Here is a 24,447-nt window from a genome sequence, read left to right on the forward strand (position 1 = left end):
CAGCAGCGGGTCGTGAAAGAGGCCGCCGACCGCGCCGCCGCCCGGGAGGTCACCTCCGCCGAGGCGCAGGCGCAAGCGCGCGCCCGTCAGGAGGTCCACCAGGCCCACGCCGACGAACGGGTCGAACTGGGCGCGGCCGCGGAGAAAGTGATCGACGCCATCGCGGATCACGACGATCGGCTGCTGGACGCCGAATCCGACCGTGCCGCCGCCAAGAGTTTGCGGCAGCAGGCCGCCCGAGCCGAAGAGGAGATCCGATGAAATTGACCGACGTTCCGTTCGCGGTGCTGCGCCTGCAGTATCGGATCGCCCGATTCCCGTTGGGCATGATCGAACACCAGTTGTCCGATCGGCTGACCCCCGACGCACCCGGTCGGCTGTTCTATGAACGATCGCTGGGCATGCTGGACGCCACCGCCGGCCGGTTGCTGGGCGATGACGAATTGGCCCGCCGCGGCACGGCTGTGTGGCAACGCAGCGAAAAGCTGGGCCAGGCCGTCGATCTGGAAGCCGCCGCGGAGGCCAAAGAGCGAGCGGCCGACAATACCCTGAAAGCCGACTACAACAGCGCTGCGCGCGCGCAGGAGCAGGCCCGCCGCACCCGCAAGACCGAGGTCGCCGAAGCGAAATCCGATGCCGCCGAACGTAAACGCAAGGCCGCGAAGCGGGCCGCCGCAACCACCGCGGCGACCGGGAAGCAGGCCGACGAGCTGGCCGAGCGGCGGGTCGAAACCGCTGAGGCCGCCAAACAGGCGGAGCAGGATGCCATCACCGAGGCCGAACGCAACGCCACCGCCGCAGCGGACGCCAAACGTCGGAAGGCCGAGGATCAGGCCGCGGCCGCAGAGCAGCTGCGAGCACAGGCCGACAAGGTGGAGAACCTCGCCGCAGCGGAGAAGAAGCGCCGCCAGTCGACGTGAGGGAGCGCGGGTAGCCGGCCCGCTCGCGCCCCGCGGCCGGGGCGACACGCATGTCCGTCACGCGTGAAGCTGCCTGACACTTTATGGTTCAACGGTGACTCGCCTCGACCGGTTCTTCGAGATCTCAGCGCGCGGCTCGACCATCGCCACCGAATTGCGGGGCGGCGTCGTGACGTTCATCGCGATGGCCTACATCGTGGTGCTGAATCCGATCATTTTGTCCGGCTCCCCCGATGTCGACGGCAACTCGCTGGGCTTCACCCAGGTGTCGGCGGTGACGTCGCTGGCCGCGGGTGTGATGACCATCTTGTTCGGCGTGGTCGCGCGGCTGCCCTTCGCGTTCGCCGCCGGGCTGGGGATCAACTCGTTTCTGGCCAGCTCGGTCGTCGGTGACCTGACCTGGCCCGAGGCCATGGGTCTGGTGGTGATCAACGGGTTGATCATCGTCCTGCTGGCGGTGACCGGTCTGCGGCGATTGATCTTCGATGCAGTGCCCATGCCGCTGAAACTGGCGATCACCGCCGGTATCGGTCTGTTCATCCTGTTCATCGGCCTGGTCGACGCCGGCTTCGTCGGCGCAACGGGATTCGCGTCCCCGCCGCTGGGATTGGGCGGCGACGGGGGCGGTTCCATCACCACCGTCCCGACGCTGATCTTCGTGTTCACGTTGCTGCTGACTGGAATCCTGGTAGCGCGCAAGGTCCGCGGCGGCATCCTGGTCGGGCTGATCACCGGCACCGTGGTCGCGGTGATCGTGGAGGCGGTCTGGCATCTCGGCCCCGGCACCGAGAACCCGGGTGGCTGGGGCCTGTCGGTGCCGACGTTGACCGGCTCCCCCTTCGCGATACCCGACTTGTCACTTGTCGGCGAATTCAGCTTCGACAGCTTCGGCCGCATCGGCATCCTGGCTGCCGTCATGCTGGTGTTCACCTTGGTGTTCACCAACTTCTTCGACGCCATGGGCACTTTCACCGGGCTGTCCAAACAAGCCGGGTTGGCCGATCAAAACGGCAACTTCCCGCGGCTGCAGTCGGCGCTGGTGGTCGAAGGTGCCGGCGCGGTGGTCGGCGGTGCGGCCTCGGCCTCGTCGAACACGGTGTTCATCGAGTCCGGTGCCGGCATCGGCGAGGGTGCGCGAACCGGTCTGGCCAGCCTGGTGACGGGTGCGTTGTTCTTGGCCGCAATGTTTTTGACGCCGCTGGCGGCGATCGTGCCGACCGAGGTCGCTGCGGCCGCGTTGGTGATTGTGGGCGCCATGATGGCATCGAATCTGCGCGAGATCGACTACACCGATTTCTCGGTGGCGCTGCCGGTGGTGCTCACGGTCACCGTGATGCCGCTGAGCTATTCGATCGCCAACGGTATCGGCGTCGGCTTCATCTCGTGGGTGGTGCTGCGCAGCGCTTCGGGCAAGGCCCGCGAGATCAGCCCACTGCTGTGGATCGTGGCAGCCGGTTTCCTGCTGTACTTCGCCCGCGGGTGGGTCGACACCTTCGTGGGGATCTAGGGCCGCCATATCGGCCCGGCCCGTCCTCGTCGCTTCGCAGGGGAACCCGGCTCACCACACTCTGATGTAATCGACGAGCATCTGTGCCGGGTAGATCCCGGTGCTGGGGTCGCCGCCGCCCGAACCACTGACAGCGAGGTTGAGCACCGGGAACATCTGGAACCCGGGGTCGTTGAACCGCCAGTTGTCCAGTGAGCCGGCCGGGACGTCGAAGTACGGCTGCGCGCCGGGCACCGGGTCCTTCCAGAACCGGATTCCCGCGACGTCCCACTGGCAACGCCAGACATGCCATTCGGGATCGATCTCGATGGCTCGATTGGCTGCGGTGGTGCCGTCCAGCCTGGTGTGCACCGTGGAGCCCGGGCCCCAGCCGCCGTTGCCGAACCACTCCATCACGTCGATCTCGCCGCCTTGGCCGGCCACGTCGTTGAGCATCCACCAGGCCGGCCAGCAGCCCGGGGTGAGGCATTCGAGTTTGATGCGTGCTTCCCAGGTGTGCCCGATGCCGATCCATTCCCTGCCCTGGATCTTTGCGCCGAAGTACCTGTCACCTTCCCGGGTGGCCCGGATGACCAGGTTGCCCTGCCCGTCGAGGAACAGGTTCTGCCGATCGTCACGGTATTGCCCCATGTTCTCCGGTCGGTCCCAGATCGCGGGGTTGCGGATGGTCTCACGGGCGGGCACCACGATCCACTTGGCGTAGTCGGGTGGGGCCCCGGGTGGCCCGTCGAACTCGTCGGCGAACACCGGCGCACCCAGCAGTTCGGCCCCTGGTAGCGGCGGCTCGGCACCGGCACGTGGCATCGGTGCGGCACCGGCCAGCAAACCGAGTCCCGTCAACATCAACACGCTGCGACGATCCATGTCAGGCACAGACGAAATATAAGGTGCCCGACGCCTGGTGTCCGCGCTTTCCGGAGGCGACCGTCCACATCCGGTGATCGTGAGACGTCAGGCACCGGAGTCAGTCTTGGACCGCCTTGGCCACCGCGATGCACGTGGTGAGCCAGTTGTTGTCGACGGGCCCCGGACCGGCAAGCTCCCACATCGCGTTGTGCATCATCCGCACCACCACCCAGGCGCGCGCCCGGTCCTCAGCGAATCCCGCGGCGTCGACCACCGCGGCGAACCGGCGCCGCACGCCGCCGCGGATGTCACCGGCCAGCTCATCCCACCGGTTCCACAGCAGCGGCGCCACTTCGTAGTGCGGGTCGCCGTTGAGCGGTTTGGGGTCGATCACCAGCCAGGGCTCCCGGTCGGCGGCGAGCACGTTGTCGTAGTGCAGGTCAGTGTGCACCAGCGTGCCGGTGCCGCCCGGATCCGCGCTGAGTTCCCGGCCCCAGGAGACTGCCTGCTCGACGAGTCGCCGCGGGATCGGAGCGCTTCGCGGAAGTTGCTCGAGCGCCGCCGTTTCCTGCTCGGCGACATCGGCGAGGGTGCGCAGTTGCGGAAGCGCCGGTACGTGAATTCGGCGGTACAGCCCGGCCACGATCTCGCAGGCCTCGATGTCCCAGAGTTCATTGAGGTCGCGGGGGTGCAGCCGTTCCAGCAGCAGCACCCGACGATGTGGGTCGGCGCGCAGTAGCCGGACGGCGCCGTCACCGCCCCACCGACGCAGCGCCAGATGCTCGTGAACGGACTCGTCGTCGGGAAAAGCGATCTTGAGCACTGCCGATAGCCCGTCGGCGGCACGCACCGGCACCACCACGGAGGCATGACCACTCATCACGTCGCCGTCGGCCCGCAGCTCCCAGTCGGCGAGCTGGCGGCGCACCGCTGCGGGCAACTCATCGATCCACGTCTGCCACTGTGGTCCGCGGACGGCCATGGCACGCACCGCTGCGGGCAGCTCGATCACAGGCACAATGGTGCCATCGGCGCGTTGTTCACTTCTGCGACGCCAGCCGTGCACGAGTTGTAACACGGAGGTGTCAAACTGACCCGTCCTCATCCAGGTAACAGGAGCAGGTAGTGACAGACACCGCGCACACACCGTCCCCAGAGGCGCTTGATGGCGCCGCTATCAGTGCCGGCTTTCCCCCGGCTGTCCCGCACGAGCATTCCCGCACCGGAATGTCGGCTGATGCGCTGCGCCGGGCCATCTCCGACCACCTGACGTATTCGATCGGGCGGCCGCCCGCAGTGGTCACCACCGAGCACTACTACAAGGCGCTGTCGCTGGCGGTACGTGACCGGATGCAGCAGCGCTGGATGGCCACCACCCAGGACTGGCTGGATCTGTCCAACAAGGTGACCTGCTACCTGTCGGCGGAGTTCCTGATGGGACCTCAGCTGGGCAACAACCTGCTCAGCCTCGGCCTCGAGGCCGAGGCCCGAGCGGCGCTGGCCGATCTCGGCCAGGATCTCGACGAGGTCATCGACTGCGAGGAAGAGCCGGGCCTGGGCAACGGTGGCCTGGGCCGGCTGGCCGCCTGCTACCTGGATTCGATGGCGACGCTGGAGCGGCCGTCGATCGGTTATGGCATCCGGTATGAGTTCGGCATCTTCGACCAGGAGATCCACGACGGCTGGCAGGCCGAGAAGACCGACAACTGGCTGGTCAGCGGAAACCCGTGGGAGATCGGCAAACCGGACGCCAGCTATTTTGTCTGCTGGGGCGGGCACACCGAGCAGTACACCGATGTCGCCGACAATCTGCGGGTGCGCTGGATCCCGCGGCGGGTCCTGCAGGGTGTGTCCTATGACACCCCGATCCAGGGTTACGGCGTCAACACCTGCAACACGCTGACGTTGTGGAGCGCGCGTTCGGTGACGCAGTTTGCCCTGGAAGCGTTCAACACCGGCGATTTCTACAAGGCCGTCGAGGACGAGGTGCTCTCCGAGAAGGTCTCGAAGGTGCTGTACCCGAATGACGAGCCCGAGGCGGGCAAGCGGCTGCGACTGCAGCAGCAGTACTTCTTCGTGACGTGCTCACTGCAGGACATCATCCGCATCCACACCGAGCGGGTCGGGTTGCCGCTGAGCGAGCTACCGAACAAGTGGGCCATCCAGCTCAACGACACGCACCCGTCGATCGCCGTCGCCGAGTTGATGCGCCTGCTGATCGACGAGCATCACCTGGATTGGGATGAGGCGTGGCGGATCACCGTCGCGACGTTCGGTTACACCAACCACACGTTGCTGCCCGAGGCGCTGGAGAAGTGGTCGCTCGGGTTGTTCGGCGACTGTCTCCCCCGGCATCTCGAGCTCATCTACGAGATCAACGAGCGGTTCCTCGACGAGGTGCGCGCCAAGTTCCCCGGCGATGACGACCGGCTGAGCCGGATGTCGCTGATCGGCGAAGAGGGCGGCAAGACCGTGCGGATGGCGCATCTGGCCACCGTGGGCAGCCACTACGTCAACGGGGTGGCTGCACTGCACTCGGAGCTGCTGAAAGACAGTGTGCTCAAAGACTTCTACGAAATGTGGCCGGAACGCTTCGGCAATGTCACCAACGGGGTGACGCCACGCCGGTTCCTGGCGCTGTCCAACCCGGGGCTGCGGGCGCTGCTCGACGAGAAGATCGGCGACGGCTGGCTGACCGATCTGTACAAGCTGCGGGGCCTGGAAGAGTTTGTCGATGATCCCGCATTCCGGGAGCGGTGGCGGGAAGTCAAGCGTGCCAACAAGTCACGCCTGGCCGAATATGTGCACTCGGCGACGGGTATCGAGCTGGATCCGACGTGGATGTTCGACGTCCAGGTCAAGCGGATTCACGAGTACAAACGTCAGCATCTCAACGCGTTGCACATCATCACGCAGTATCACCGCCTCAAGACCATCCCCGGTTACACGATGCCGCCGCGCGCGTTCGTCTTCGGCGGCAAGGCGGCTCCGGGATACTTCCTGGCCAAGCGGATCATCAAGCTGATCACCGCGATCGGTGACGTGGTCAACAACGACCCCGACGTCAACCGGTTCATGAAGGTGGTGTTCCTGCCGAACTTCAACGTGCAGAACGCACACCTGATCTATCCCGCGGCCAACTTGAGCGAGCAGATCTCCACGGCCGGCAAGGAAGCCTCGGGCACCGGCAACATGAAGTTCATGATCAACGGCGCCCTGACCATCGGAACCCTCGACGGCGCCAACGTCGAGATCCGCGAGGAGGCCGGCGCCGAGAACTTCTTCCTGTTCGGTCTCACCGAGGACGAGGTGCAGAACGTCAAGAGCAACGGTTACCGGCCGCTGGATCACGTGGACCGGGACCCGGAGTTGGCTACGGTGCTGGAACTGATCCGCGAGGGCGCTTTCACGCACGGCGATTCCGAGGTGTTGCGGCCGGTGCTGGACAACCTGATCCACGACGATCCGTTCCTGGTGCTGGCCGATTACCGCTCCTACATCGACTGCCAGGACCGCGTCAGCGCTGCCTGGCTCGATCGTGACACCTGGTCGCGGATGTCGATCCTGAACTCGGCGCGCAGCGGCAAGTTCTCCTCCGACCGGGCCATTGCCGAGTACTGCGACGACATCTGGAACGTCGGTCCGATGTCCGTCGACGTCTAGCCACCCGGCTTTTCGGTCACGCGACGCAGAGCTGCCGGCCGCGGAGGTATCCGCGGTCGGCGGCGACGTCGGCGAGCAGGTGCCGCAGTTGGTTTCGGCCCCGGTGCAGCCGGGACATCACCGTCCCCAGTGGCGTGTCCATGATGCCTGCGATCTCTTTGTACGGGAGTCCTTCGACATCGGCGTAGTACACCGCCATCCGGAACTCCTCCGGGAGCGCTTCCAACGCCGCGGTGATGTTGTGGTCCGGGATCGACTCCAGCGCCTCCATCTCCGCCGACCGCAGCCCGGTCGAGCAGTGTTCCGCCTCGGCCGCCAGTTGCCAGTCCCCGATCTCGTCGGTCACCAGCTCGGCCGGCCTGCGCAGCCGCTTGCGGTAGCCGCTGATGTAGGTGTTGGTGAGGATCCGGAACAACCACGCTCGCAGGTTGGTGCCTTCGGTGAACGAGCCGAAGCCTTTGTAGGCTTTCACCATCGTTTCCTGTACCACGTCCTCGGCATCGGCCCGGTGCCGCGTCAGTCGCATCGCGCCGCCAAATAGTTGATCCAGCAAGGGAATCACGTCCCGTTCGAACCGGGCGGCCAGCTCGGCGTCGGTGTCGCATGTCAAGGTCACTGCATCGAGTAGCTGTGCCATGATGGCTCCTGTTCGAGTCTCGGTTTCCGGCACTGCCAATACTGCTGCGATCAGGTCCCGAATTCTGCGGTGCTTGCCCCACTGTTGACCTAGGGTTATCCCCCGCCATCGGCGTGGGGTAGCCAGAACCTCGACGAGTCCGGCTGCCTGGAATTCGGCGGGCCGAGGGGTCCGGCAATCGATCCACTATTGACGTTTTCGACGATCCTGGCCGGGTATGCCCATTACCGAGACAGGAGGTCCGACGATGCCGACTTGGGGATGGATTGTCATTGCACTGGTGGTGGTTGCCTTCGCGGGAATCGTATTCATCGCGATGCGCACCCGCAGCAGCAAACACAGTGAGCGACTCAAACAACACTACGGCCCGGAATACGACAGGCTGGTCGCCGAAACCGGTGGTCAGCAGGCGGCTGAAGCCGAATTGACCGCGCGGGAGCGCAAACTCAGCAAGCTCGATATCGTGCCGCTGTCGCCGAAGGCGCAGGAAATGTATTCGGCCCAGTGGCGACAGGTTCAGGCCGGCTTTGTCGACAACCCCACCTCCGCGGTCAAGGATGCCGATCTACTGGTCAATCAGGTCATGCGGGAACGCGGCTATCCGGTCGACGATTTCGAGCAACGCGCCGCCGACATCTCCGTTGCGCATCCCGATGTTGTCGAGAATTACCGTGCCGCGCATGGCATTTACCTCGAACAGCAGAGCGGACCCACCGTCACCGAATCCCAGCGCGAGGCTTTTGTCCACTATCGCCGTCTGTTCGAAAAGCTTTTGGGAACCACTCAGAACACCACCAAGGAGGCATCAGCATGAGCGCACCGCATCAGAACGCCGCTGCGACAGATCCGAATTTCCTTCCCCCCGACCCGGCGCGGCAGCCGGATCCGGCGCGGCAACCCGACCCGACGCGGCAGCAGGATCCGGCGCGGCAGCAGGATCCGGCGATGGAGCAACCCCCGAGTCGCCCCATCACCAACGACCCGGACTTCGCCGAGACACCGCCCCCAACGGTTTCTCTTGAGCATCAACAGGTCTCACCCGGGGAGAGCCGCGGCGACGCACTGTTTGCCAATCGCGACCTCACCGAGCTGCGGGCCCGGTGGAATGACGTGCAGGCCGCTTTTGTGGACGACCCGCGTGCCTGCGTGCAACAGGCCGACGGGCTGGTGTCCTCTGCCGTGGAGCAGTTGACGGCCAGCTTCGCGCAGACCCGGTCCCGGCTGGAAGAGCAGTGGCAGCGTGGCGAGGAGGCCTCCACCGAAGACCTGCGCGTCGCGCTCAAACAGTACCGCGATTTCTTCGACCGCCTGCTGGCGATCTGACAGCGGTCTTCGGCGGTCCGGCCTCACCTCATCAGTGAGGTCGGCCGCTGCGTGGCTCGTGGCGGATCGGCGGCCGCTCGGTCGGTACAAGTCGACTGTCCTGCCGCGGGTGCGGCAGGATTGCGGTCAGTATGACCGACACCGATGAACCGTTTCTGTCCTCGCGGCGCCGCGACCTCCTGAAGTTGGCCCTGTTCGTCGCGTTTCTGCTGGGGCTGTTCTACCTCGTCGGTGTGGCCCGGGTGATCGACGTCAGCGCCCTGCGCGCGCTGATCGAATCAGCCGGCCCGGCCGCCCCGTTTGCTTACGTGGTGGTGTCGGCGGCCCTGGGTGCCATTTTTGTTCCCGGTCCGCTGTTGGCCGCGACCAGTGGGCTGCTGTTCGGTCCCCTGGTCGGAACCTTTGTCACCTTGGGTGCCACCGTTGGGACCGCGATGATCGCCAGCGTTCTCGGGCGACGTGCCGGCCGGGACAGTGCCCGCCGACTGCTCGGCGTCGAGCGGGCCGACCGGATGGACGCCCGGATCGCTCGCCACGGACTGTGGGCGGTGGTAGGTCAGCGGTTTGTGCCCGGCATCTCCGACGCCTTTGCCTCCTACTTGTTCGGCGCATTCGGAGTTCCGTTGTGGCAGATGGCCATCGGCGCGTTCATCGGTTCGGCCCCACGCGCCTTCGTCTACACCGCGCTCGGCGCCTCGATCGGCGATCTATCCGGCCCCTTGGCCGTCACGGCCATCGGGGTGTGGTGCGTGACGGCCGTCGTCGGCGCGTTCGCCGCCCACCGCGGCTACCGCAGCTGGCGCAACCCCGGCGGAAACAACAACGCCGAAACTCACAAACGGGCGCCGAAAACCGAGTAAGTCGCGCCAATTCGTCGGTCTCGGCGACGCCCCGAGGCCCCGCGGCCCCGCGGCCCCGATCAGTCGAAGTATTCACGTTCGGCGGAGTGCACCGCATCACGCACCGCCACAGCCAGCCGGTCGACCTGCTCGGCCTCATCGGGTAACTGCAGCAGCGACACCCGCAGCAAACCGGTGGGCGCAGTCACGAACGACGACGATCCGGCCGCCACCACCCACCCCCGCCTCGCCAGGTTCACCAGCGCCGCGGTCTCATCGGGCACCTCGATCCACACCACAAATCCGTCGTTGCTGGCGGTGGCGCTCAGCCCGGCGCGGGCGAAGGCCTCCAGCGCCGCGTTTCGGCGGCCGCGATACACCCGTCTGGCACGGCGCATCGTTTCCGCGGTCAGCTCGTCGCCGACCAGCACCGCCAACGTGTTCTGCAGGATCCGGCTGTTGGAGGCCATGCCGAAGCTGCGCAGCCGGATCGTCCGTTCGATGAGTTCGGCACACCCGCCGAGCACCGCGGTACGCAGGTCGATGCCAAAGGCCTTGCAGTAGCTGCGTATCCGCAGCACTCGTCCCGGCAGGTGGGCTCCCAGGCTCGCCGGCTCGTGCTCGATCAGCGGGCCGGCGCTGTCGTCCTCGACGATCCAGATTTGCGGTGCCAGCTCGGCTATCAGCGACGCCAGCTCGGCGGCGCGGCGGACGCTGAGGCCGCCCCGCAACGCGTAGGCGCCGCTGGGCTGCAGCACCAGCGCCGCGACGCCGGATTCCAGGGCGGCGGCGACGGAGGCGACGGTCGGGCCGTCGGCATCGGCGCACACCCCGACCGGTTCGATGCCGAGGTTGCGCAGGATGTCGAGATAGCCGGGGCTGACGGGCTCTTCCACGGCGATCCGGCCACCATCGGCCGCCGCGGCCGCGGTCGCCAACACCACGGCCTCGGTGCCGCCGCCGGCACAGTTCCACGCCTGCGCCGGGAACGGCCAACTGCCCTCGACACTGCCCAGCAGCTGCGGGGTGATGTAGGCGCGGGCCGGGGCGTGCAGGTCTGGGGAGCCCAGTGCTTGCGCCAGTGCTGCGGCGAGATCGGGTTGCAGGAGGTGATCGGGGGTCACCGTCGACATCTCGATCTGTGTCCAGTCGAGTTCCCGTTCTGGTCGCAGGTCGGCGACGACGGTACCGCCGCGCCGCCGGGTCTGGAGCCGGCCGGTGTCACGGACCCTGCTCCAGGCCGACATCACCGTGCCGGGACTCACCCCGGCGGCGCGCGCGAACTCGCGGATGGTCGGCAGGTGCGCACCCGGCGCCAGGTCACCGGCGTCGATCAGCTGGGTCAGGCCGGCGCCGAGGGCGTTGGCGGTGCTGCCGGACAGCCGCCCTGCCAGCCACTCGGCGTCGACGTTGAGGATCAGGCCGCCGTCAGATCGACGCGGCATGAGCCACCTCCTGCAGCGGTTCAAGGACTTCGGAGACGGTCAACGCCAAGCTTGACTTCCACTGCTTCAGAGTCAGTTTCGCGGGTGCCACCTGCAGCAGCACCTCGTCCACCAGGTCGATCTCGGGGTCGTTGCGCAGTGCGGTACGCACCAGATCCGGGTCGCCGTACCAGGCATCGCCGTTACCGTGGGCGCGGTGCGCGGCGATGGCACGCTCCCCCGCCAGCGCGCGGGCCTGCTGTGTGGTCTCGGCGACGATCACCGTGCGTGACGCAGCGATGCGCTGATGGGCTCCGGCGTGCTCGCGGAACCCGTCGATGGCTTCACTGTGCCGGCGCAGATTCCCTTCGTAGCTCAGTGTTTTCGACGATCGCAACAGCAGATTGTCGCCGATCGCCCCGATCTCGGCGGCGTGCTTCGGGTCGCTCGCCACCCGCCACAGCCGTTGTCGCAGATCGCCGGCCGGCGGGTAGAGCCGACGACCGCCGCCGAGATCATCGCCGTCCAGTACCGCCCTCAGGGTGGCGACCTTGTCTGCGTACACCTGCAGTCTGCTGTCCCAGTCGACCCCGAACGGACCGAATGCCCAATCCTCGAGTCCCGACCCGAGACCGAGTTGCAGTCGGCCCCCGGAGAGCGAATCGGCGATCACCGCGTCTTCGGCCACCCGGATCGGGTTCTCCAGGGTCAGGACAACAACGCCGGCGCCGAGCCGGATCCGGCTCGTGCGCTGGCCGGCCGCCGCCAGGAACACCAGGGGCGAGGCGACGGTCCCCTTGTCGGAACGGAAGTGGTGCGAGGTGATCCACGCGGTGGACAGCCCGAGATCCTCCGCATAGACGATGAGGTCGAGTCCGTCGTGGTACTGGCGTACCGGGTCGGCCTCGGTGTCGTTGAGGCGGAAGAAGATCCCGAAATCCAGTGAGGCGTTCACAGCGGTCCTACCTCAGCTCTTCCAGGTCTCGTAGGCCCAGAAGTTGACCATGCCGCGCGGCGGGTCCAGCCACCTCTCGATCTCGTGGACAGCGTTACTGGCTGCCGCGTTGTACCGCTCGGTGTAGAGCGGCAGCGTCGTCACCTGGTCGACCAGTGCATATCTGGCCACCTTGTCGTAAGCGGCCTTTCGCGCATCGTCATCGAGCGCGGTGCGCCCGTCGGCCAGCCAGCCGTCGACCTGCGGGTCCTCCAGCTTCGGCCCGTTGATGGCGCCGCCGGTCTCGTAGATTTTCTCCAGCACCACACCGATGTCGACACCACCGACCGCGCGGGGGAAAGCCTCGTAGGTGTTGGTGTCGCGCACCACGTCCACGGTCCCCTCATCGCGGAACTGCAATTCCACGTCGATACCGGCATTGGTCCGGGCTTCGGCCTGGTAGGCCTCGAGCACCGTCGACAGCGGCGGCTTCGGCTCGGTGGCGATCAGCCGGATGGTCAGGCGCTGGCCTGCGGCGTTGGTCCGGTAACCGGCGCTGTCCCGGCCCGTCCAACCGGCCTCGTCGAGCAGCCGGTTGGCCTCCTCGACGTTGCCGCCGTAGGTGTTCTCGTAGGCGGGGTCGTAGTACGGGCTCTGGGGTCCGACAATGCTCCAGGCCCGATCCGAGCTGCCCTGCAGCACGGTGCCGATGATCGGGTTGAGATCCACCGCCTCACGCAGGGCCCGACGGACCCGGACATCCTTGGTGTTGTCGCCGGTGACGTTGAAGTACAGCGACCACGGCGACACGTTCGACTGTTTCCACTCGAACTGGAATCCGTCCACGCCGTCGAAGGTGGCGATGTCGGCGGGAGCCACCTGGGCGATGGCGTCGACTTCACCCGAGGTCAGCAGTCCGGCCCGCACATTGGGCTCGGGCACGACCTTCACCACCAGCTGGTCGAGGTAGGCGGGGCCGTCGTGGGAGGCCAGTGCCGACGGCCAGTTGTAGTCCTCGTTGCGGATGAACCGCAGCTCCGAGCCCTCGACCACCTCGTCGAGGATGAACGGTCCGGTACCGGCGATACCGACTCCGCCGGCGGCAACGTCGGGGTTCTGCAGTGACTTCGGTGAGATCTGAGCGCCCTGCAACGATGCCAAGGTGTTGAGCCAGTTGGCGGTGGGCTCGGAAAGCACGGTGCGCACGGTGTACTCGTCGACCACCTCGGTCGAAGCCAAGTTCTGGAAGGTGCTCTTGGCCACCGACGGCGCGTACTCCTTGTCGCCGACGATCTTGTCGAAGTTCGCTTTCACCGCGGCGGCGTTGAACGGTTCGCCGTCGTGGAATTTCACGCCCTGGCGCAGTGTGAAGGTGTAGACCAGGCCGTCATCGGAGCGCTCCCAGCTTTCGGCCAGCCAGGGGTGGATCGACTCGTCGTAGTCGATTGCCACCAGGCTGTCGAAGACGTTGCGCAGCACCTGCACCTCTACGCAGCAGCCACGGACCTGCGGGTTCAGGCCTTCTTCGGGATAGTCGGCCTGCGCGACCGTCAGGGTGCCACCGTGCACGGGTTCCCCACTGATCTGGCCGCTGCCGGAGTCACTGCCGCACGCGGTCAGCGCCAGCAGCGCCACACCGGCCAGGGCCACCAGCCGCAGGGCCAGCTTCGGTCGTCTTCTTGTCAGTTCGAAAGCCATGATCTTCCATCTCGTGAAGGGACCACACACGTTGTGCGGCCGAAGTTTTGATCAATACGCGTCAAGCGCAACAACAGTGGCGACAGCTCACAGCGTCGGCACCGCCTGCAGCAGCGCCTGGGTGTACTCATCGCGAGGGTTGTCGAACACCTCGTCGGCGGTGCCCTCTTCGACAACGTGCCCGCGGTGCATCACCAGCACCCGATCGGCCACGTGGTGCACCACTCCGATGTCGTGGGAGATGAACAGCAGTGCGGTTTTTCGGCTCTCCCGAATTTCCAGGAGCAGGTCCAGGATCTGCGCCTGGATGGACACGTCCAGCGCCGATACCGCTTCGTCGCACACCAGGAGTTCGGGATCCGAGCCCAGTGCGCGGGCGATGGACACCCGTTGACGTTGGCCGCCGGACAGGGAACGTGGGTGCCGGTCGATGACGCCGACGGGCAGGTGCACCAGATTCAGCAGTTCCCGGATCCGGCTGTCGCGTTCGGTCTTGCCACGCTGCCCCAGTGCGACGGTCTCGGCGATGATCTGGCGCACCGTGTAGCGAGGGTCGAAGGAGCCGACGGAATCCTGGGCCACCAGTTGCACCGCGCCCAGCCGCGGCGGTTGGTGCCCCCGCCGGCCGGTCCACCGGCGGCCGGCGATCTCGACATGACCGTCGTCGGGTGCCAGCAGCCCGGTGACGATGCGGGCCACCGTCGATTTGCCGGATCCGGACTCCCCGACCAGGCCGACGACTTCGCCCCGGTGGATGTCGAAGTTGACGTCCTCGGCGGCGGTGAACTGCTGATGCCGGCGCAGGCGGTAGTACTTCGCCACCCCGGCGATCTCGGCGACGCGCTCGGTTCCCGGCGAGAATGCCGGCAGTGCCACTGATTCCGGATCACTGAGTCGGCGTCCGCGGGTATTCCTGCCGGGTACTGCGGCAACAAGCTTGCGCGTGTAGTCATGAGTGGGGTGGTGGATCACCTCGGCCACGGAGCCCCGTTCGACCACCCGCCCGTTGTGCATGACGAGTACGTCGTCGGCGATCCGGGACACCACTGCGAGATCGTGGCTGATCAGCAGGACTCCCCGACCCGCGTCTGCCAGTGAACGCAACAGTGCCAGGATCCGGGCTTGCACGGTGACGTCCAGGGCGGTGGTCGGCTCGTCGGCCACCAACACATCGGGGCGTCCGGCCAGTGCGGAGGCGATCAGCGCCCGCTGCCGCAGCCCGCCGGAGAGTTGATGCGGGTAGTTGCGCCGCCGGTACGCCGGGTCCGGGATGCCCACCGAGTCCAGCAGTTCTTCGACCGCGTCGACGCGCTGCGCGCGAGGCACCCGAAGCGCCTCGCCCACTTCATCCTGCACGGTGCGCAGTGGGTCCAGCGAGGTCAGCGCGTCCTGCAAGACAAAGCCGATCTGTGCACCGCGGACCGCACGCCACTGCTTCTCGCGGTACCTGCGGGTGTCGGCTCCCAGCACGTCGAATCTGGTGGCCTCGATCGAGCTTCCGGCGCCGGCCAGACCGACCAGGGTGCGGGCGGTGACCGACTTCCCGGAGCCGGATTCACCGACGATGGCCAGGATGCGGCCCCGCCGGATCGTCAGGTCCACGCCGCTGACCACGGGCAGCGCAGTGCCGTCCGCGGCCCGCACGCTGTCGAAGGACACGGTCAGACCGCGTACGTCGACCAGGACATCACCGATGCTCATGACGGGTCCCGACCTTCGAACCGCCGCTGCAGATTGCGGCCGACGATCGACACGCTGATCACTGTGACGGTGATGAACAGACCCGGGAAGAACCCGACCCACCAGGCGACCCGCAGGTCCTGTCGGGCGTCGGAAAGCATTGCGCCCCACTCTGGTAGCGGCGGGGTGGGCCCGAATCCCAGGAAGCTCAGCCCTGCGGCGCCGATGATCGCGGTACCCACCCCGAGTGTCGCCAGTACCGGCACGGTGCCCAGCGCATTGGGCAGCACGTGGCGCACGGTGCGGGTTGCCGCGGAGGCGATGGCCAGCCGGGACTGCGCCACATAGTCGGACTCGCGCACCCGCAACGTCTCGGCCCGCACCACCCGGCCGTACCGCGGCGCCGATGCAATGGCGATGGCGGCGATGACATTTCCGGTGCCGGGCCCGGTCAGGGTGATCAGCATGAGCGCAAACAGCAGGTCTGGAAACGCGCCCACGGCGTCGAAGATCCGCGAGATTCCTTCGTCGATGCGCCGGTGACCGACGCCGGCGACCAATCCCAGGAAGACGCCGATCACCACGGCCAGGGCGGTGGAGGCGACACCGATCAGAATCGAGTACCGCGCACCGTAAACCACCCGTGACCAGACGTCGCGACCCAGGTGATCGGTGCCGAAGATGTTCTCGAAGCTGGGGGCGGCCAGCGCATTGGCCATGTCGCTGGTCAGCGGGTCCCGACTGGTGTACAGACCGGGGAAGGCCACGGCCAGGACCAGCAGCGCCAGGATCGCCGCGGCCACCAGGACTCCGGTGCTGCGGAAGCCGGTCAGGCCAGAGGACAGGGAGCGCCCCGGGAAGGCGAACGTTGTTGCCATGTCAACGCACCCGCAATCTGGGGTCGATCCACAGGTAGAGGATGTCGACGACGGTGTTGACGGTCACGTACAGCGCGACGGCCAGCAGGGTGATACCCAGAACGGTCGGGACATCCTGTCGGGTCACCGCGATGACGGTGGCCTGTCCGATACCGGGCCTGCCGAACACCTGCTCGACGATGACGGTGCCGGTGAGCATGCCGCCCACCGACCAGCCGGCCAGGGTGGCCGCCGGGATGAGCGCGTGCCGCAGTCCGTGCCGCAGTTTCAGCTGCCAGGGCGAGATGCCGCGGGCCAGAGCCGTGACGGCATAGGGTTGTTCGAGCGACTTCTCGATACCTTCACGCAGCACCTGTGACAGCACTGCCGCCAGCGGCAGGCCGAGGGTGAGGCTGGGCAGGATCAGATTGGCCAGCGTGCTTCCGCCGACCACCGGCAGCAGCCCCAGCTGGAACGACAGCACGGTGATGAACACGATCCCCAGCCAGAACGTCGGGATGGAGGCGAAGGTGAGCTCACCGAGGTAGGTGATGCGTCTGCCGATTCCCCGCCGGCCGGCGCTGACCGTCGAGACCACCAGGGCGACGGTGACGGCGAACAAGGTGGCCGCGGTGGTCAGTTGGGCGCTGGCCACCAGCCGGTGACCGAACAGGATGTCCGTCACCGGTTGGCGTTGCACGTAGGACATCCCGAGATCGCCGTGTACCAACCGGACGAGGAAGTCGAAGTACTGCACCGGCAGCGACTTGTCCAGTCCCCACTGCGCTTCGATGTTGGCCCGCAATTCGGGGGTGTCGAACTCGCCCATCAGCAAGGTCACCGGGTCCCCGGGCGAGAAGTGCACCGCCAGGAACGCTGCCGTGGCGGCCAGCCACAGCACCACTACTGCGGCGAGGACCTTTTCGCCGATGTAGCGCGCCTGAAATGCCACGCCGGCCCAACGGCCGTCACGCCGGTTCGCCGCGGGGCGCCCGGATTCGGGTGCCCTCACGACTTCAGAGCCGCTGCTCTGTGCAGACTGGAGGATCGTCATGGTGGATGCGTGCGGCGATCAGCCGAACGCCGCCTCCGCCCATGCCTTTCCCGCCCTGCTCCCACCCGGGTGGTGAAGACTCTTGCCCGAGGGCACATGGTCCTCGAACCCGTCTCCCGGCCGGGCCAGGCCGAGGGTGTCGCGCAGCGTGGTACCCGGGTACTCGGTCCGGAAGATGCCCTTGGCTTGCAGCAGCGGCACCACGTGATCGACGAATGCGGTTGCAACGTCGGGTAATTGGGCGCTCATGATGTTGAAGCCGTCAGCCGCGCCCGCGGTCACCCAGGTTTCGATCTGGTCGGCCACCTGTTCGGGTGCGCCGATGGCGGTGACGTGGGTCAGACCGCCGCCCTGGCGGGCCAGGATCTGTTTGACGGTGTAGCGCTCACGGCGGGCGGTGGCGATCAGTGCCGCGAAGTGCCCTCCCGAGGCGCCGAGTTCACCGTCGGCCGGCACCAGATCCCAGGGCAGCTCCTTGTCCAGTTCGAGGGCCTCCACTGGTACGCCGATCTGCAGCGCCAACGCGTTGATGGCAAACCGCTCGGTGTGCAGCTCGCGTAACTCGACCTCGCGTTCCCGCGCCTCGGCTTCGGTGGGCGCCACCAAGGTGATCAAACCGGGCAGCACCCGGATGGTTTCCGGATCGCGGCCCCAGCCTGCGGCACTCGCCCGCACGGTCTCACGGAAAGCGATCGCCGATTCGATGGTCGATTGCACGGTGTAGACGGCATCCGCGTAGCGCGACGCCAGCCCGATTCCGTCCGGTGAGGAACCGGCCTGCACCAGCACGGGATGGCCCTGCGGCGAGCGCGGTAGCGGCAGCGGTCCGGCGGTGTTGATGAACTCACCGGTGACGTCGACCGACCGGATCCGGCTCTCGTCGACGTAGGTGCCGGTCTCCCGATCGGCGACCCAGGCGTCGTCGGCCCAGCCGTCCCACAGCGCCCGCACGGCACCCACGAATTCGTGTGCGCGACGGTATCTCTCGTCGTGATCGAGGCCGTGTTCGTGCCCGAAGTTGCGGGCCACATCGTCACCGTTGGTGGCGACGATGTTCCAGGCGGCACGCCCGCCCGAGATGTGGTCCAGCGTCGAGATGCGGCGGGCCAGGTTGTAGGCGGAGTTGTAGGAACTGGAGCCGGTGGCTACCAGACCGATGTGGCTGGTGTGCTGGGCGATCGCCGCAAAGGCCAGTGTCGGGTCCAGCCCGCGGAACGGGCGGTACTCGCCCCGATAGCGCCACACCGGGGTATCGGCCAGGAACACCGCGTCCAACTTGCCGCGTTCGGCGATCTTGGCGACCTCGATGTAGTGCTCGAGGCTGCTGTACCGGCGGGCGTCGCCGTCCCCGGTGCGCCAAGCACCGGGAAATACACCACCGGGAATCAGGTTGAGGTTGAGGGTGATTGACTTCGGAGCCATCGGGAAATCCTTTGCTCTCACTTTTCTATGGGGAAGCCGACGATGCTCCCCCATTCGGTCCAGGAGCCGTCGTAAACGCGGATGTTGTCGTAGCCGAGCACCTCACTCAGCGCGATCCAGCCCAAGGTGGATCGGTGGGAGAGCCGGCAGTAATTGATGATCAGGCGCGGCTCACCATCGACAGTGTTGGTGACCAGCTTCTGCAGTTCCGTTTTGGGTTTGAGCCGCCCGCGGTCGTCGAGTAGTTCCCGGAAGAACAGTGGCTTGGCCCCGGGGATACGACCGTGCCGCTCGGCGCCGTGGTCGATCGGAGCTGTTGGTCCGCTGACTCTTTCGCCGGAGTATTCCTGCGGCGTGCGGTAGTCCAAGAGCACCACATCGTTGTCATCGAGCAGGGCCCGTACCTCGTCGCGGCCGATCCGCAGCCTCTCCTGCGCCGGTGTGGGCTCCGGAACCGGAAGCGGCGAACCGGGTGGTTCCCGTTCGATGTCGACCTGATCTCCGGTCGGCGCGCCCGCCGCCTTCCAGGCCTCGAGTCCGCCGTCGAGATAGGCGATGTCGGTGTAGCCGCGAACCCGCAGTACCCACAGCACATAGGCCGCGAACTGGGTGGGTTCTCCAGCGAGCACGATGCGCGAGCCTTGCCCGGCCCCCAGCTCGAAGAGCCGCTGCGACAACCGCTCTCCGGTGGCCAGCTCCCGCTCCAGCGGATGCCAGGCCAGATCCTTCCAGAAGACCGCTTGCGCTCCGGGGATCACCGCACTGTCGGGCCGGGTGGCATACACCTCGATGACCGCGAGCTGCGGGTCCTGCACAGCGCCGACGATCTCCTCGACGGTGACAACACCGTGGGTGATGAGCGACATGACGAATCCTTTTGTTACAAATCATGATTGATACATAATTGATGCTGACAAGAACATTATTGGCGTCCGCAATAGGTGTCTAGATTTATACCTACGTGAGTTTATTAATCAGGGGCGCTGTCTCCGGCTGCTACTTTTGCCATGTGACAAGGTGATTCGGGGTGCTCGCGGCAGTTATGCCCTACTTTGTGTCACCCGGTTTGTGCCGCGGTCAGCGCGGCCGGTTACGCCGGGAATCCTTGTTTGTGGCAGCTCACCGACCGCTTCGTGAATGGCGTCGTGAAACATTTCGTGGAACAAGAGGAGTATCGATGGGTGACACCGCCCGGCCCGCCAACCTGGTCAGCCCGGCAGCACTGGTCGACGAGTTGAGTACGGGACAGCCGGTGGTGCTGCTCGATGTGCGGCAGTCGGCCGCCGATGCCGCCGACCTTCAGGGCTATCTCGACGGTCATCTACCAGGGGCGGTGTTTGTCGACCTGGACACCGACCTGGCCGGCATCAGCACCGGCACCAATGGCAGACGCCCGTTGCCCGGCATCGAGGAGTTCCAGAAGACGGTGCGGCGCTGGGGAATCGACAGCACCAGTCCGGTCGTGGTGTACGGCGCGGCCAGATCGGCGGCACCGGCACGCGCCTGGTGGCTGCTGCGCTGGGCCGGTGTCGAGTCGGTACGGCTCCTCGATGGCGGGCTCGCCGGGTGGGTCAACGCCGGCGGTGCGGTGCACACCGGCCACGCCCCGGCACCCCCGGAAAGCGATTTCGACGCCGTACCGGGCGGGCTTCCGGTGGTAGCGGTCGACGAGGTGCCGGCCTTCGCGGGCCGTGGCCTATTGCTCGACGCCCGCCCGGCTGCCAAGTTCTCCAACCCCGACGATCCGACCGCCGGCCACATTCCGGGCGCCCGCAGTGCACCTGTCTCCGAATTCTTCGACGCTGCCGGCTATTTCCTACCCAGCGATGAGCTGGTTCGCCAGTTCACCCGGGTCGGCGTCGGCACCGGCAGCGAGCCGGCGGCCTATTGCGGCACCGGTGTGGCCGCAGCGCTGGAGGTGTTTGTTCTTGCGCTGCTCGGAATCCGCGCCCGCCTGTACGTCGGGTCGGCATCGGAATGGACCGCCGATCCTTCTCGCGTCCTGCAACGGTGAGCGCGCCGACCCGTAACCTGCTCCTGGATCTGACACCGTTCCGGCACAGCCGGCCATACGGACGGTTGTGGCTGGGAACCGCACTGGGCAGTATCGGTCAGGAGATGACCGTCATCACGGTGGCGCTGCAGGTTTACGCGATCACCTCCTCGACATTGGCGGTGTCGCTGATCGCCGGAATCGCCTTGGGCCCCATCGTGGTGATGGGGCTCTACGGTGGGGCCCTGGCCGACCGCTTCGACCGGCGTTGGGTGGCGATGTCGGCTTCGGTGATCTCGTGGGTGGCGATCGTGGTCCTGACGGTGCACGCCTGGCTGGGCGGCTCCTCACTGTGGGTCCTGTACGTGGCGGCGACGGTCAATTCGGTGGCCAACACCGTCGGCGGGATCACCCGTCGCGCCATCATCCCGCGACTGTTACCGCGTGAACTGCTGCCCGCCGCCGGTGCCCTCAACGGCATCAACATGGGGTTGATGGCGACCCTGGGCCCGCTGCTCGGGGCGGCCGCGGTCAGCGCGGGCGGTTTCGAAGTCGCTTACCTGCTGGATGCGCTGCTGCACACCGCGGCATTCCTGGGGGTGTGGGCGCTGCCTGCGTTGCGGCCGGTGGACGCGACGACCGTCGGTGCGGTGCGCGCAGTTCGGGAGGGCCTGGGATATCTGCGGCGGGCCGGCAACATCCGGTTCGCCCTGTCCATCGATCTGGTGGTGATGGCGCTGGCGCAGCCGCGGGTGTTGTTTCCGGCGCTAGGGGCGGTCACTCTCGGCGGCGGGGTGACCACCGTCGGGGTGCTCTCGGCGGCCGGTGCCGCCGGCGCGGTGCTGAGCGCGTTGTTCTCCGGGTGGACGGGTTCGGTTCGCCGCCAAGGTGTTGCCATCCTGGTGGTGTCGTATGTGTATGCCGCCGCCATGGCCGTCGCGGGTGTGGTGCTGCTGATCGCGGTGGTCCGGCCGGCGGGGCATCCCAATACCCTGCTGATCGTGGCGCTGGCCTCGACCCTGGCCGTCGCCGGCGCCGCCGACGGGGTATCGGCGATCTTCCGGGGCGCGATCCTGCAGTCCGCGGTACCCGATCAGCTGCGCGGGCGGGTGCAGAGCATCTTCTCCATCATCGTCACCGGTGGTCCACGCGTCGGCGATGTGGTGACCGGGGCCGTCGCCAGCATGCTCGCAATCTGGAGTCCGCTGGTCGCGGGCGGGGCCGCGATGCTGGTTGTCATCTGGCTGCTGGCCCGCCGCTCCCCCTCCTTCGCCCGCTACGACCGCGACCACCCCGAACCGTAACCACCCCGAACCCGTCACGCCCAAACTCACAAACCGGCGCCAAAAGCCGACAAGAAGTCACCATTTCGTCGATTTCGGCCACGGCGACCAGGTGTCAGGGCATTTCAGGCTGGATCGCCAACCGCGCCCCCAGGGTTCGCCCGCCGCCCCAGCCGAGTGCGGCGCGGTAGGACCCCATCAGCCCGGTCTCGATCACGTGTTCCAGGTCGCGCATTGGTGAGCCCTCCGGGACCGGTTCGACAACAGGGGCCACGAACAACGCATCCGTCGGGCAGTAGGCCTCACATTGAAAGCAGGTCTGGCAGTTGCCCTGGCGTGCGATCACCGGCACACCGTCGGCACCGCGGTCGAACACCCGGGTAGGGCACACATCGATGCAACGATCGCAGGCAATGCACCGCGAACCGGCCACAATCTCGATCATGCGGCGCGTCCCCTCGAAAGCCATTCGGGCTCAGGGGCACTCCACAACCGATCGAGCCCTCCCGTGATCAGCCGGTACCGTTGCTCCGGATCCAGATCAGGGTGGTCGATGCGCCGGTGCATGCCCCGGCTCTCGGTGCGGTGCAGGGCCGCGTGGTACATCCAGCGGGCGTGGGCCAGCATGGCCGAAGCCTCGCGCGCCCGGAACTGCTCCTCCCCCACAGCAGCCGCACCACGAGCCGCGGACCACACTTCGTTGAGGACATCCAGAGCCGGAGCCAGGCGTGATTCCTCCCGCAGACAGTTGATCTCGTACGGCAGCACCTGACTGCGCACCACATCGACCACTTCCTGGTAGTCGACGGCACCGTGCTCGCCGACCGGATGGGTCCGGGTGGCCGGCCGTCCCCGTCCGACCGCGAAGGCCGCGGCCCCTTGTCCTGCCCACGCCCCGGAACAGGCTGCCCAGGACGCGTTGTGGGCGCCACCCCCGGTCCACGCACCGGCGATCAGCTCGCGGGTGGCAGCGTCTCCGGCGGCATATAGTCCGGGAACATCGGTGGCGCAGTCATTTTCGGCGATCCTGATTCCTCCGGTGCCGCGGATGGTGCCCTCGGTCACGAGGGTGATCTCGAAGTGTTCGGTGAACGGGTCGATTCCGAGCCGGTCGAAGGTGAGGAAGAAGTTGGGCTGGGCCAATCGCATCTGCGCCCGCTCCGCAGCCGACGCCCGGTCGATGCAGGCCAGCACCGGTTCCCGCAGCAGCGCCTGCGCCAGCAGCGTGCGGTCCTTGGAGCGTGGAACGTCGAACACCGTGCCGTCGCCGCGGTAGAACGTCGCCCAATTGTAGAAAGCGTTCTTGGTGACACCGGTGCCCTTCGGGGCGATGGCGTACGCGTTGGAGAACTCCATCCCCGAGAGCACCGCACCGGCTTCGACGGCCATCAGCGCGCCGTCGCCGGTGTTGACATCGCACCCCAGCGTCTTCGACTTGAATGCGCAACCGCCGGAGGCCAGCACCACCGATGCCGCTTCGATGCGGACATCGCGGCCTGACTTACGCTCCACCGCAACGGCTCCGGATACCCCGCCGGCGTCATCGATCAGCAATCGCACGGCCGGCGTGTGATCGAGAATGCGAACTCCCAACCGTTGCACCCGAAGCCGCTGCCGCTTCATGTACTCCGGCCCTTGCAGATCCTCCCGGAGCGTCCGACCGTGACTGTCCACCGGAAATGGGTAGCGTTGCACACGGGCCAGTTCGTCCATCCGCGTGTAGGTTTCGTCGAGAACCCGCTCCATCCAACTGCGTTCGGTCAGCCCGGAACCGAGCTTCTCCCGACTGGCGATGGCTGCCTCGCGGGCATCGGGTTCGACGTACCAGACACCGGTCCCCGCCGAGGCCGTCGCACCGCTGGTGCCGGTGTAGCCCTTGTCAGCCAGAACCACGTCGACGCCCGCCTCGGCGGCGCGGATGGCGGCCCACGTGCCTGCGGGTCCGCCACCGATCACCAGCACATCCGTGACGAAACGCTCGGCAGTGGTCATAACGGTGCCATCCTGCCGCAGCCCTGACCAACGGTGCAGTGATCCGATCGCCGCGATTCTTAGTCCTCTGGTCGCAACCCGTCCCGAGACGATCCAAAGCAACCACTTTCTGCCAGGCCTCGCTCAATTGCCGCCAACCGGAAATCAAACCTCTGAGCTGCCGGTTCTACCCATCAGACCGGGACGGAAGAACCCCTCCTCCAGACCGATTTGAGACAACCGACAGCACTCCAGAGAGAAGCAGGATCATGAAGAAGTTCGGATTTGCCACCATTGCCGCTACCGCTTTGACCGCCGGCGCCCTCGGCTTGGCCGCCCCCGCGCTGGCCGCGCCCACCGGAGCGGGTAACGCCCAAGACACCATCAGCAGCCTGC

At 66.7% G+C, this 24,447-nt stretch carries 21 protein-coding genes and 1 pseudogene; 9 read left to right on the forward strand and 13 right to left on the reverse strand.

Translation table 11 applies throughout. The features are described from left to right. The 3 genes and pseudogenes from WBB07_RS21590 to WBB07_RS21600 all read left to right on the forward strand — a co-directional run. A pseudogene (locus WBB07_RS21590) lies at positions 1–261 on the forward strand (hypothetical protein); the annotation flags it as partial. Further along, positions 258–920, forward strand: coding sequence for an IF2 family translation initiation factor (locus WBB07_RS21595; protein ID WP_526310413.1), 663 nt, complete (start codon positions 258–260; stop codon positions 918–920). The pseudogene WBB07_RS21590 and the gene WBB07_RS21595, both read left to right, overlap by 4 nt. A gap of 94 nt (positions 921–1,014) precedes the next feature. Beyond that, positions 1,015–2,427: an NCS2 family permease gene (locus WBB07_RS21600; RefSeq protein ID WP_526310414.1), complete on the forward strand. Its 1,413-nt coding sequence runs from the start codon at positions 1,015–1,017 to the stop codon at positions 2,425–2,427. 51 nt (positions 2,428–2,478) lie between these two features. Here WBB07_RS21600 and WBB07_RS21605 read toward each other — a convergent pair whose 3' ends face one another. Together WBB07_RS21605 and WBB07_RS21610 are read right to left on the reverse strand one after the other, a co-directional pair. Beyond that, complete coding sequence (locus tag WBB07_RS21605; RefSeq protein WP_526310432.1) at positions 2,479–3,291, reverse strand: glycoside hydrolase family 16 protein; 813 nt, start codon at positions 3,289–3,291, stop codon at positions 2,479–2,481. A 100-nt stretch (positions 3,292–3,391) separates the two neighbouring features. After that, the gene (locus WBB07_RS21610) at positions 3,392–4,285 is read right to left on the reverse strand and encodes an aminoglycoside phosphotransferase family protein (protein ID WP_526310415.1); all 894 of its coding nucleotides are present in this window, start codon (positions 4,283–4,285) and stop codon (positions 3,392–3,394) included. 113 nt (positions 4,286–4,398) lie between these two features. Between WBB07_RS21610 and WBB07_RS21615 the strand changes: the two genes are divergently transcribed. After that, positions 4,399–6,936 carry a glycogen/starch/alpha-glucan phosphorylase gene (locus WBB07_RS21615; protein WP_526310416.1) on the forward strand — a complete coding sequence of 846 codons (2,538 nt, stop codon included), beginning with the start codon at positions 4,399–4,401 and terminating at the stop codon, positions 6,934–6,936. A gap of 16 nt (positions 6,937–6,952) precedes the next feature. On the opposite strand, the gene WBB07_RS21620 is transcribed toward WBB07_RS21615, so the two are convergent. Continuing rightward, the gene (locus WBB07_RS21620) at positions 6,953–7,573 is read right to left on the reverse strand and encodes a sigma-70 family RNA polymerase sigma factor (protein WP_526310417.1); all 621 of its coding nucleotides are present in this window, start codon (positions 7,571–7,573) and stop codon (positions 6,953–6,955) included. Positions 7,574–7,820: 247 nt separating this feature from the next. On the opposite strand from WBB07_RS21620, the gene WBB07_RS21625 reads away from it, so the two are divergent. The 3 genes from WBB07_RS21625 (at position 7,821) to WBB07_RS21635 (ending at position 9,756) form a co-directional block, all read left to right on the forward strand. After that, entirely contained in the window at positions 7,821–8,387 is a 567-nt protein-coding gene (locus tag WBB07_RS21625; protein WP_526310433.1) for a type 2 periplasmic-binding domain-containing protein, read from the forward strand. Then, positions 8,384–8,896: a hypothetical protein gene (locus tag WBB07_RS21630; protein ID WP_526310418.1), complete on the forward strand. Its 513-nt coding sequence runs from the start codon at positions 8,384–8,386 to the stop codon at positions 8,894–8,896. Before WBB07_RS21625 ends, WBB07_RS21630 begins: the two co-directional genes overlap by 4 nt. Positions 8,897–9,027: 131 nt before the next feature. Then, positions 9,028–9,756: a TVP38/TMEM64 family protein gene (locus tag WBB07_RS21635; RefSeq protein WP_526310419.1), complete on the forward strand. Its 729-nt coding sequence runs from the start codon at positions 9,028–9,030 to the stop codon at positions 9,754–9,756. Positions 9,757–9,815: 59 nt separating this feature from the next. Here the strand turns inward: WBB07_RS21635 and WBB07_RS21640 are convergent, their stop codons facing one another. From WBB07_RS21640 to WBB07_RS21675, 8 genes are all read right to left on the reverse strand, one after another. Then, the gene (locus WBB07_RS21640) at positions 9,816–11,180 is read right to left on the reverse strand and encodes an aminotransferase class I/II-fold pyridoxal phosphate-dependent enzyme (protein ID WP_526310420.1); all 1,365 of its coding nucleotides are present in this window, start codon (positions 11,178–11,180) and stop codon (positions 9,816–9,818) included. Beyond that, positions 11,164–12,114, reverse strand: a complete 951-nt coding sequence (locus WBB07_RS21645) for an LLM class flavin-dependent oxidoreductase (RefSeq protein WP_526310421.1) — start codon at positions 12,112–12,114, stop codon at positions 11,164–11,166. Before WBB07_RS21645 ends, WBB07_RS21640 begins: the two co-directional genes overlap by 17 nt. Before the next feature lie 12 nt (positions 12,115–12,126). Further along, positions 12,127–13,791, reverse strand: coding sequence for an ABC transporter substrate-binding protein (locus WBB07_RS21650; protein WP_526310422.1), 1,665 nt, complete (start codon positions 13,789–13,791; stop codon positions 12,127–12,129). 87 nt (positions 13,792–13,878) lie between these two features. Beyond that, positions 13,879–15,492: a dipeptide ABC transporter ATP-binding protein gene (locus tag WBB07_RS21655; RefSeq protein WP_526310423.1), complete on the reverse strand. Its 1,614-nt coding sequence runs from the start codon at positions 15,490–15,492 to the stop codon at positions 13,879–13,881. Further along, on the reverse strand, positions 15,489–16,349 hold the full coding sequence (locus WBB07_RS21660; RefSeq protein ID WP_526310424.1) for an ABC transporter permease: 861 nt from the start codon (positions 16,347–16,349) through the stop codon (positions 15,489–15,491). Before WBB07_RS21660 ends, WBB07_RS21655 begins: the two co-directional genes overlap by 4 nt. Before the next feature lies 1 nt (position 16,350). Next, a complete protein-coding gene (locus WBB07_RS21665; RefSeq protein WP_526310425.1) occupies positions 16,351–17,382 on the reverse strand; it encodes an ABC transporter permease in 1,032 nt (343 codons plus the stop codon). 18 nt (positions 17,383–17,400) lie between these two features. Further along, the gene (locus tag WBB07_RS21670; protein WP_526310426.1) at positions 17,401–18,804 is read right to left on the reverse strand and encodes an NtaA/DmoA family FMN-dependent monooxygenase; all 1,404 of its coding nucleotides are present in this window, start codon (positions 18,802–18,804) and stop codon (positions 17,401–17,403) included. Between the two features lie 17 nt (positions 18,805–18,821). Then, positions 18,822–19,670 carry a sulfurtransferase gene (locus tag WBB07_RS21675; RefSeq protein WP_526310427.1) on the reverse strand — a complete coding sequence of 283 codons (849 nt, stop codon included), beginning with the start codon at positions 19,668–19,670 and terminating at the stop codon, positions 18,822–18,824. A gap of 311 nt (positions 19,671–19,981) precedes the next feature. Between WBB07_RS21675 and WBB07_RS21680 the strand changes: the two genes are divergently transcribed. Next, positions 19,982–20,818: a sulfurtransferase gene (locus WBB07_RS21680; RefSeq protein ID WP_526310428.1), complete on the forward strand. Its 837-nt coding sequence runs from the start codon at positions 19,982–19,984 to the stop codon at positions 20,816–20,818. Next, positions 20,815–22,101: an MFS transporter gene (locus WBB07_RS21685; RefSeq protein WP_526310429.1), complete on the forward strand. Its 1,287-nt coding sequence runs from the start codon at positions 20,815–20,817 to the stop codon at positions 22,099–22,101. Before WBB07_RS21680 ends, WBB07_RS21685 begins: the two co-directional genes overlap by 4 nt. A 94-nt stretch (positions 22,102–22,195) precedes the next feature. Here the strand turns inward: WBB07_RS21685 and WBB07_RS21690 are convergent, their stop codons facing one another. Together WBB07_RS21690 and WBB07_RS21695 are read right to left on the reverse strand one after the other, a co-directional pair. Next, on the reverse strand, positions 22,196–22,525 hold the full coding sequence (locus WBB07_RS21690; RefSeq protein WP_526310430.1) for a 4Fe-4S dicluster domain-containing protein: 330 nt from the start codon (positions 22,523–22,525) through the stop codon (positions 22,196–22,198). Next, a complete protein-coding gene (locus WBB07_RS21695) occupies positions 22,522–24,072 on the reverse strand; it encodes an FAD-dependent oxidoreductase (RefSeq protein ID WP_526310431.1) in 1,551 nt (516 codons plus the stop codon). The genes WBB07_RS21690 and WBB07_RS21695 overlap by 4 nt, the downstream gene beginning before the upstream one ends. Positions 24,073–24,447 lie beyond the last annotated feature (375 nt).

The organism is Mycobacterium sp. (genome assembly GCF_049647605.1).
GTDB lineage: Bacteria > Actinomycetota > Actinomycetes > Mycobacteriales > Mycobacteriaceae > Mycobacterium.

Bases quoted from the DNA above. Each gene is read 5' to 3' on its own strand.
- WBB07_RS21690 (WP_526310430.1), bottom strand. From the start codon at position 22,525: ATGATCGAGATTGTGGCCGGTTCGCGGTGCATTGCCTGCGATCGTTGC.
- WBB07_RS21670 (WP_526310426.1), bottom strand. From the start codon at position 18,804: ATGGCTCCGAAGTCAATCACCCTCAACCTCAACCTGATTCCCGGTGGT.
- WBB07_RS21695 (WP_526310431.1), bottom strand. From the start codon at position 24,072: ATGACCACTGCCGAGCGTTTCGTCACGGATGTGCTGGTGATCGGTGGC.
- WBB07_RS21665 (WP_526310425.1), bottom strand. From the start codon at position 17,382: ATGACGATCCTCCAGTCTGCACAGAGCAGCGGCTCTGAAGTCGTGAGG.
- WBB07_RS21630 (WP_526310418.1), top strand. From the start codon at position 8,384: ATGAGCGCACCGCATCAGAACGCCGCTGCGACAGATCCGAATTTCCTT.
- WBB07_RS21625 (WP_526310433.1), top strand. From the start codon at position 7,821: ATGCCGACTTGGGGATGGATTGTCATTGCACTGGTGGTGGTTGCCTTC.
- WBB07_RS21595 (WP_526310413.1), top strand. From the start codon at position 258: ATGAAATTGACCGACGTTCCGTTCGCGGTGCTGCGCCTGCAGTATCGG.
- WBB07_RS21620 (WP_526310417.1), bottom strand. From the start codon at position 7,573: ATGGCACAGCTACTCGATGCAGTGACCTTGACATGCGACACCGACGCC.
- WBB07_RS21660 (WP_526310424.1), bottom strand. From the start codon at position 16,349: ATGGCAACAACGTTCGCCTTCCCGGGGCGCTCCCTGTCCTCTGGCCTG.
- WBB07_RS21675 (WP_526310427.1), bottom strand. From the start codon at position 19,670: ATGTCGCTCATCACCCACGGTGTTGTCACCGTCGAGGAGATCGTCGGC.
- WBB07_RS21605 (WP_526310432.1), bottom strand. From the start codon at position 3,291: ATGGATCGTCGCAGCGTGTTGATGTTGACGGGACTCGGTTTGCTGGCC.
- WBB07_RS21635 (WP_526310419.1), top strand. From the start codon at position 9,028: ATGACCGACACCGATGAACCGTTTCTGTCCTCGCGGCGCCGCGACCTC.
- WBB07_RS21655 (WP_526310423.1), bottom strand. From the start codon at position 15,492: ATGAGCATCGGTGATGTCCTGGTCGACGTACGCGGTCTGACCGTGTCC.
- WBB07_RS21650 (WP_526310422.1), bottom strand. From the start codon at position 13,791: ATGGCTTTCGAACTGACAAGAAGACGACCGAAGCTGGCCCTGCGGCTG.
- WBB07_RS21640 (WP_526310420.1), bottom strand. From the start codon at position 11,180: ATGCCGCGTCGATCTGACGGCGGCCTGATCCTCAACGTCGACGCCGAG.
- WBB07_RS21680 (WP_526310428.1), top strand. From the start codon at position 19,982: ATGGGTGACACCGCCCGGCCCGCCAACCTGGTCAGCCCGGCAGCACTG.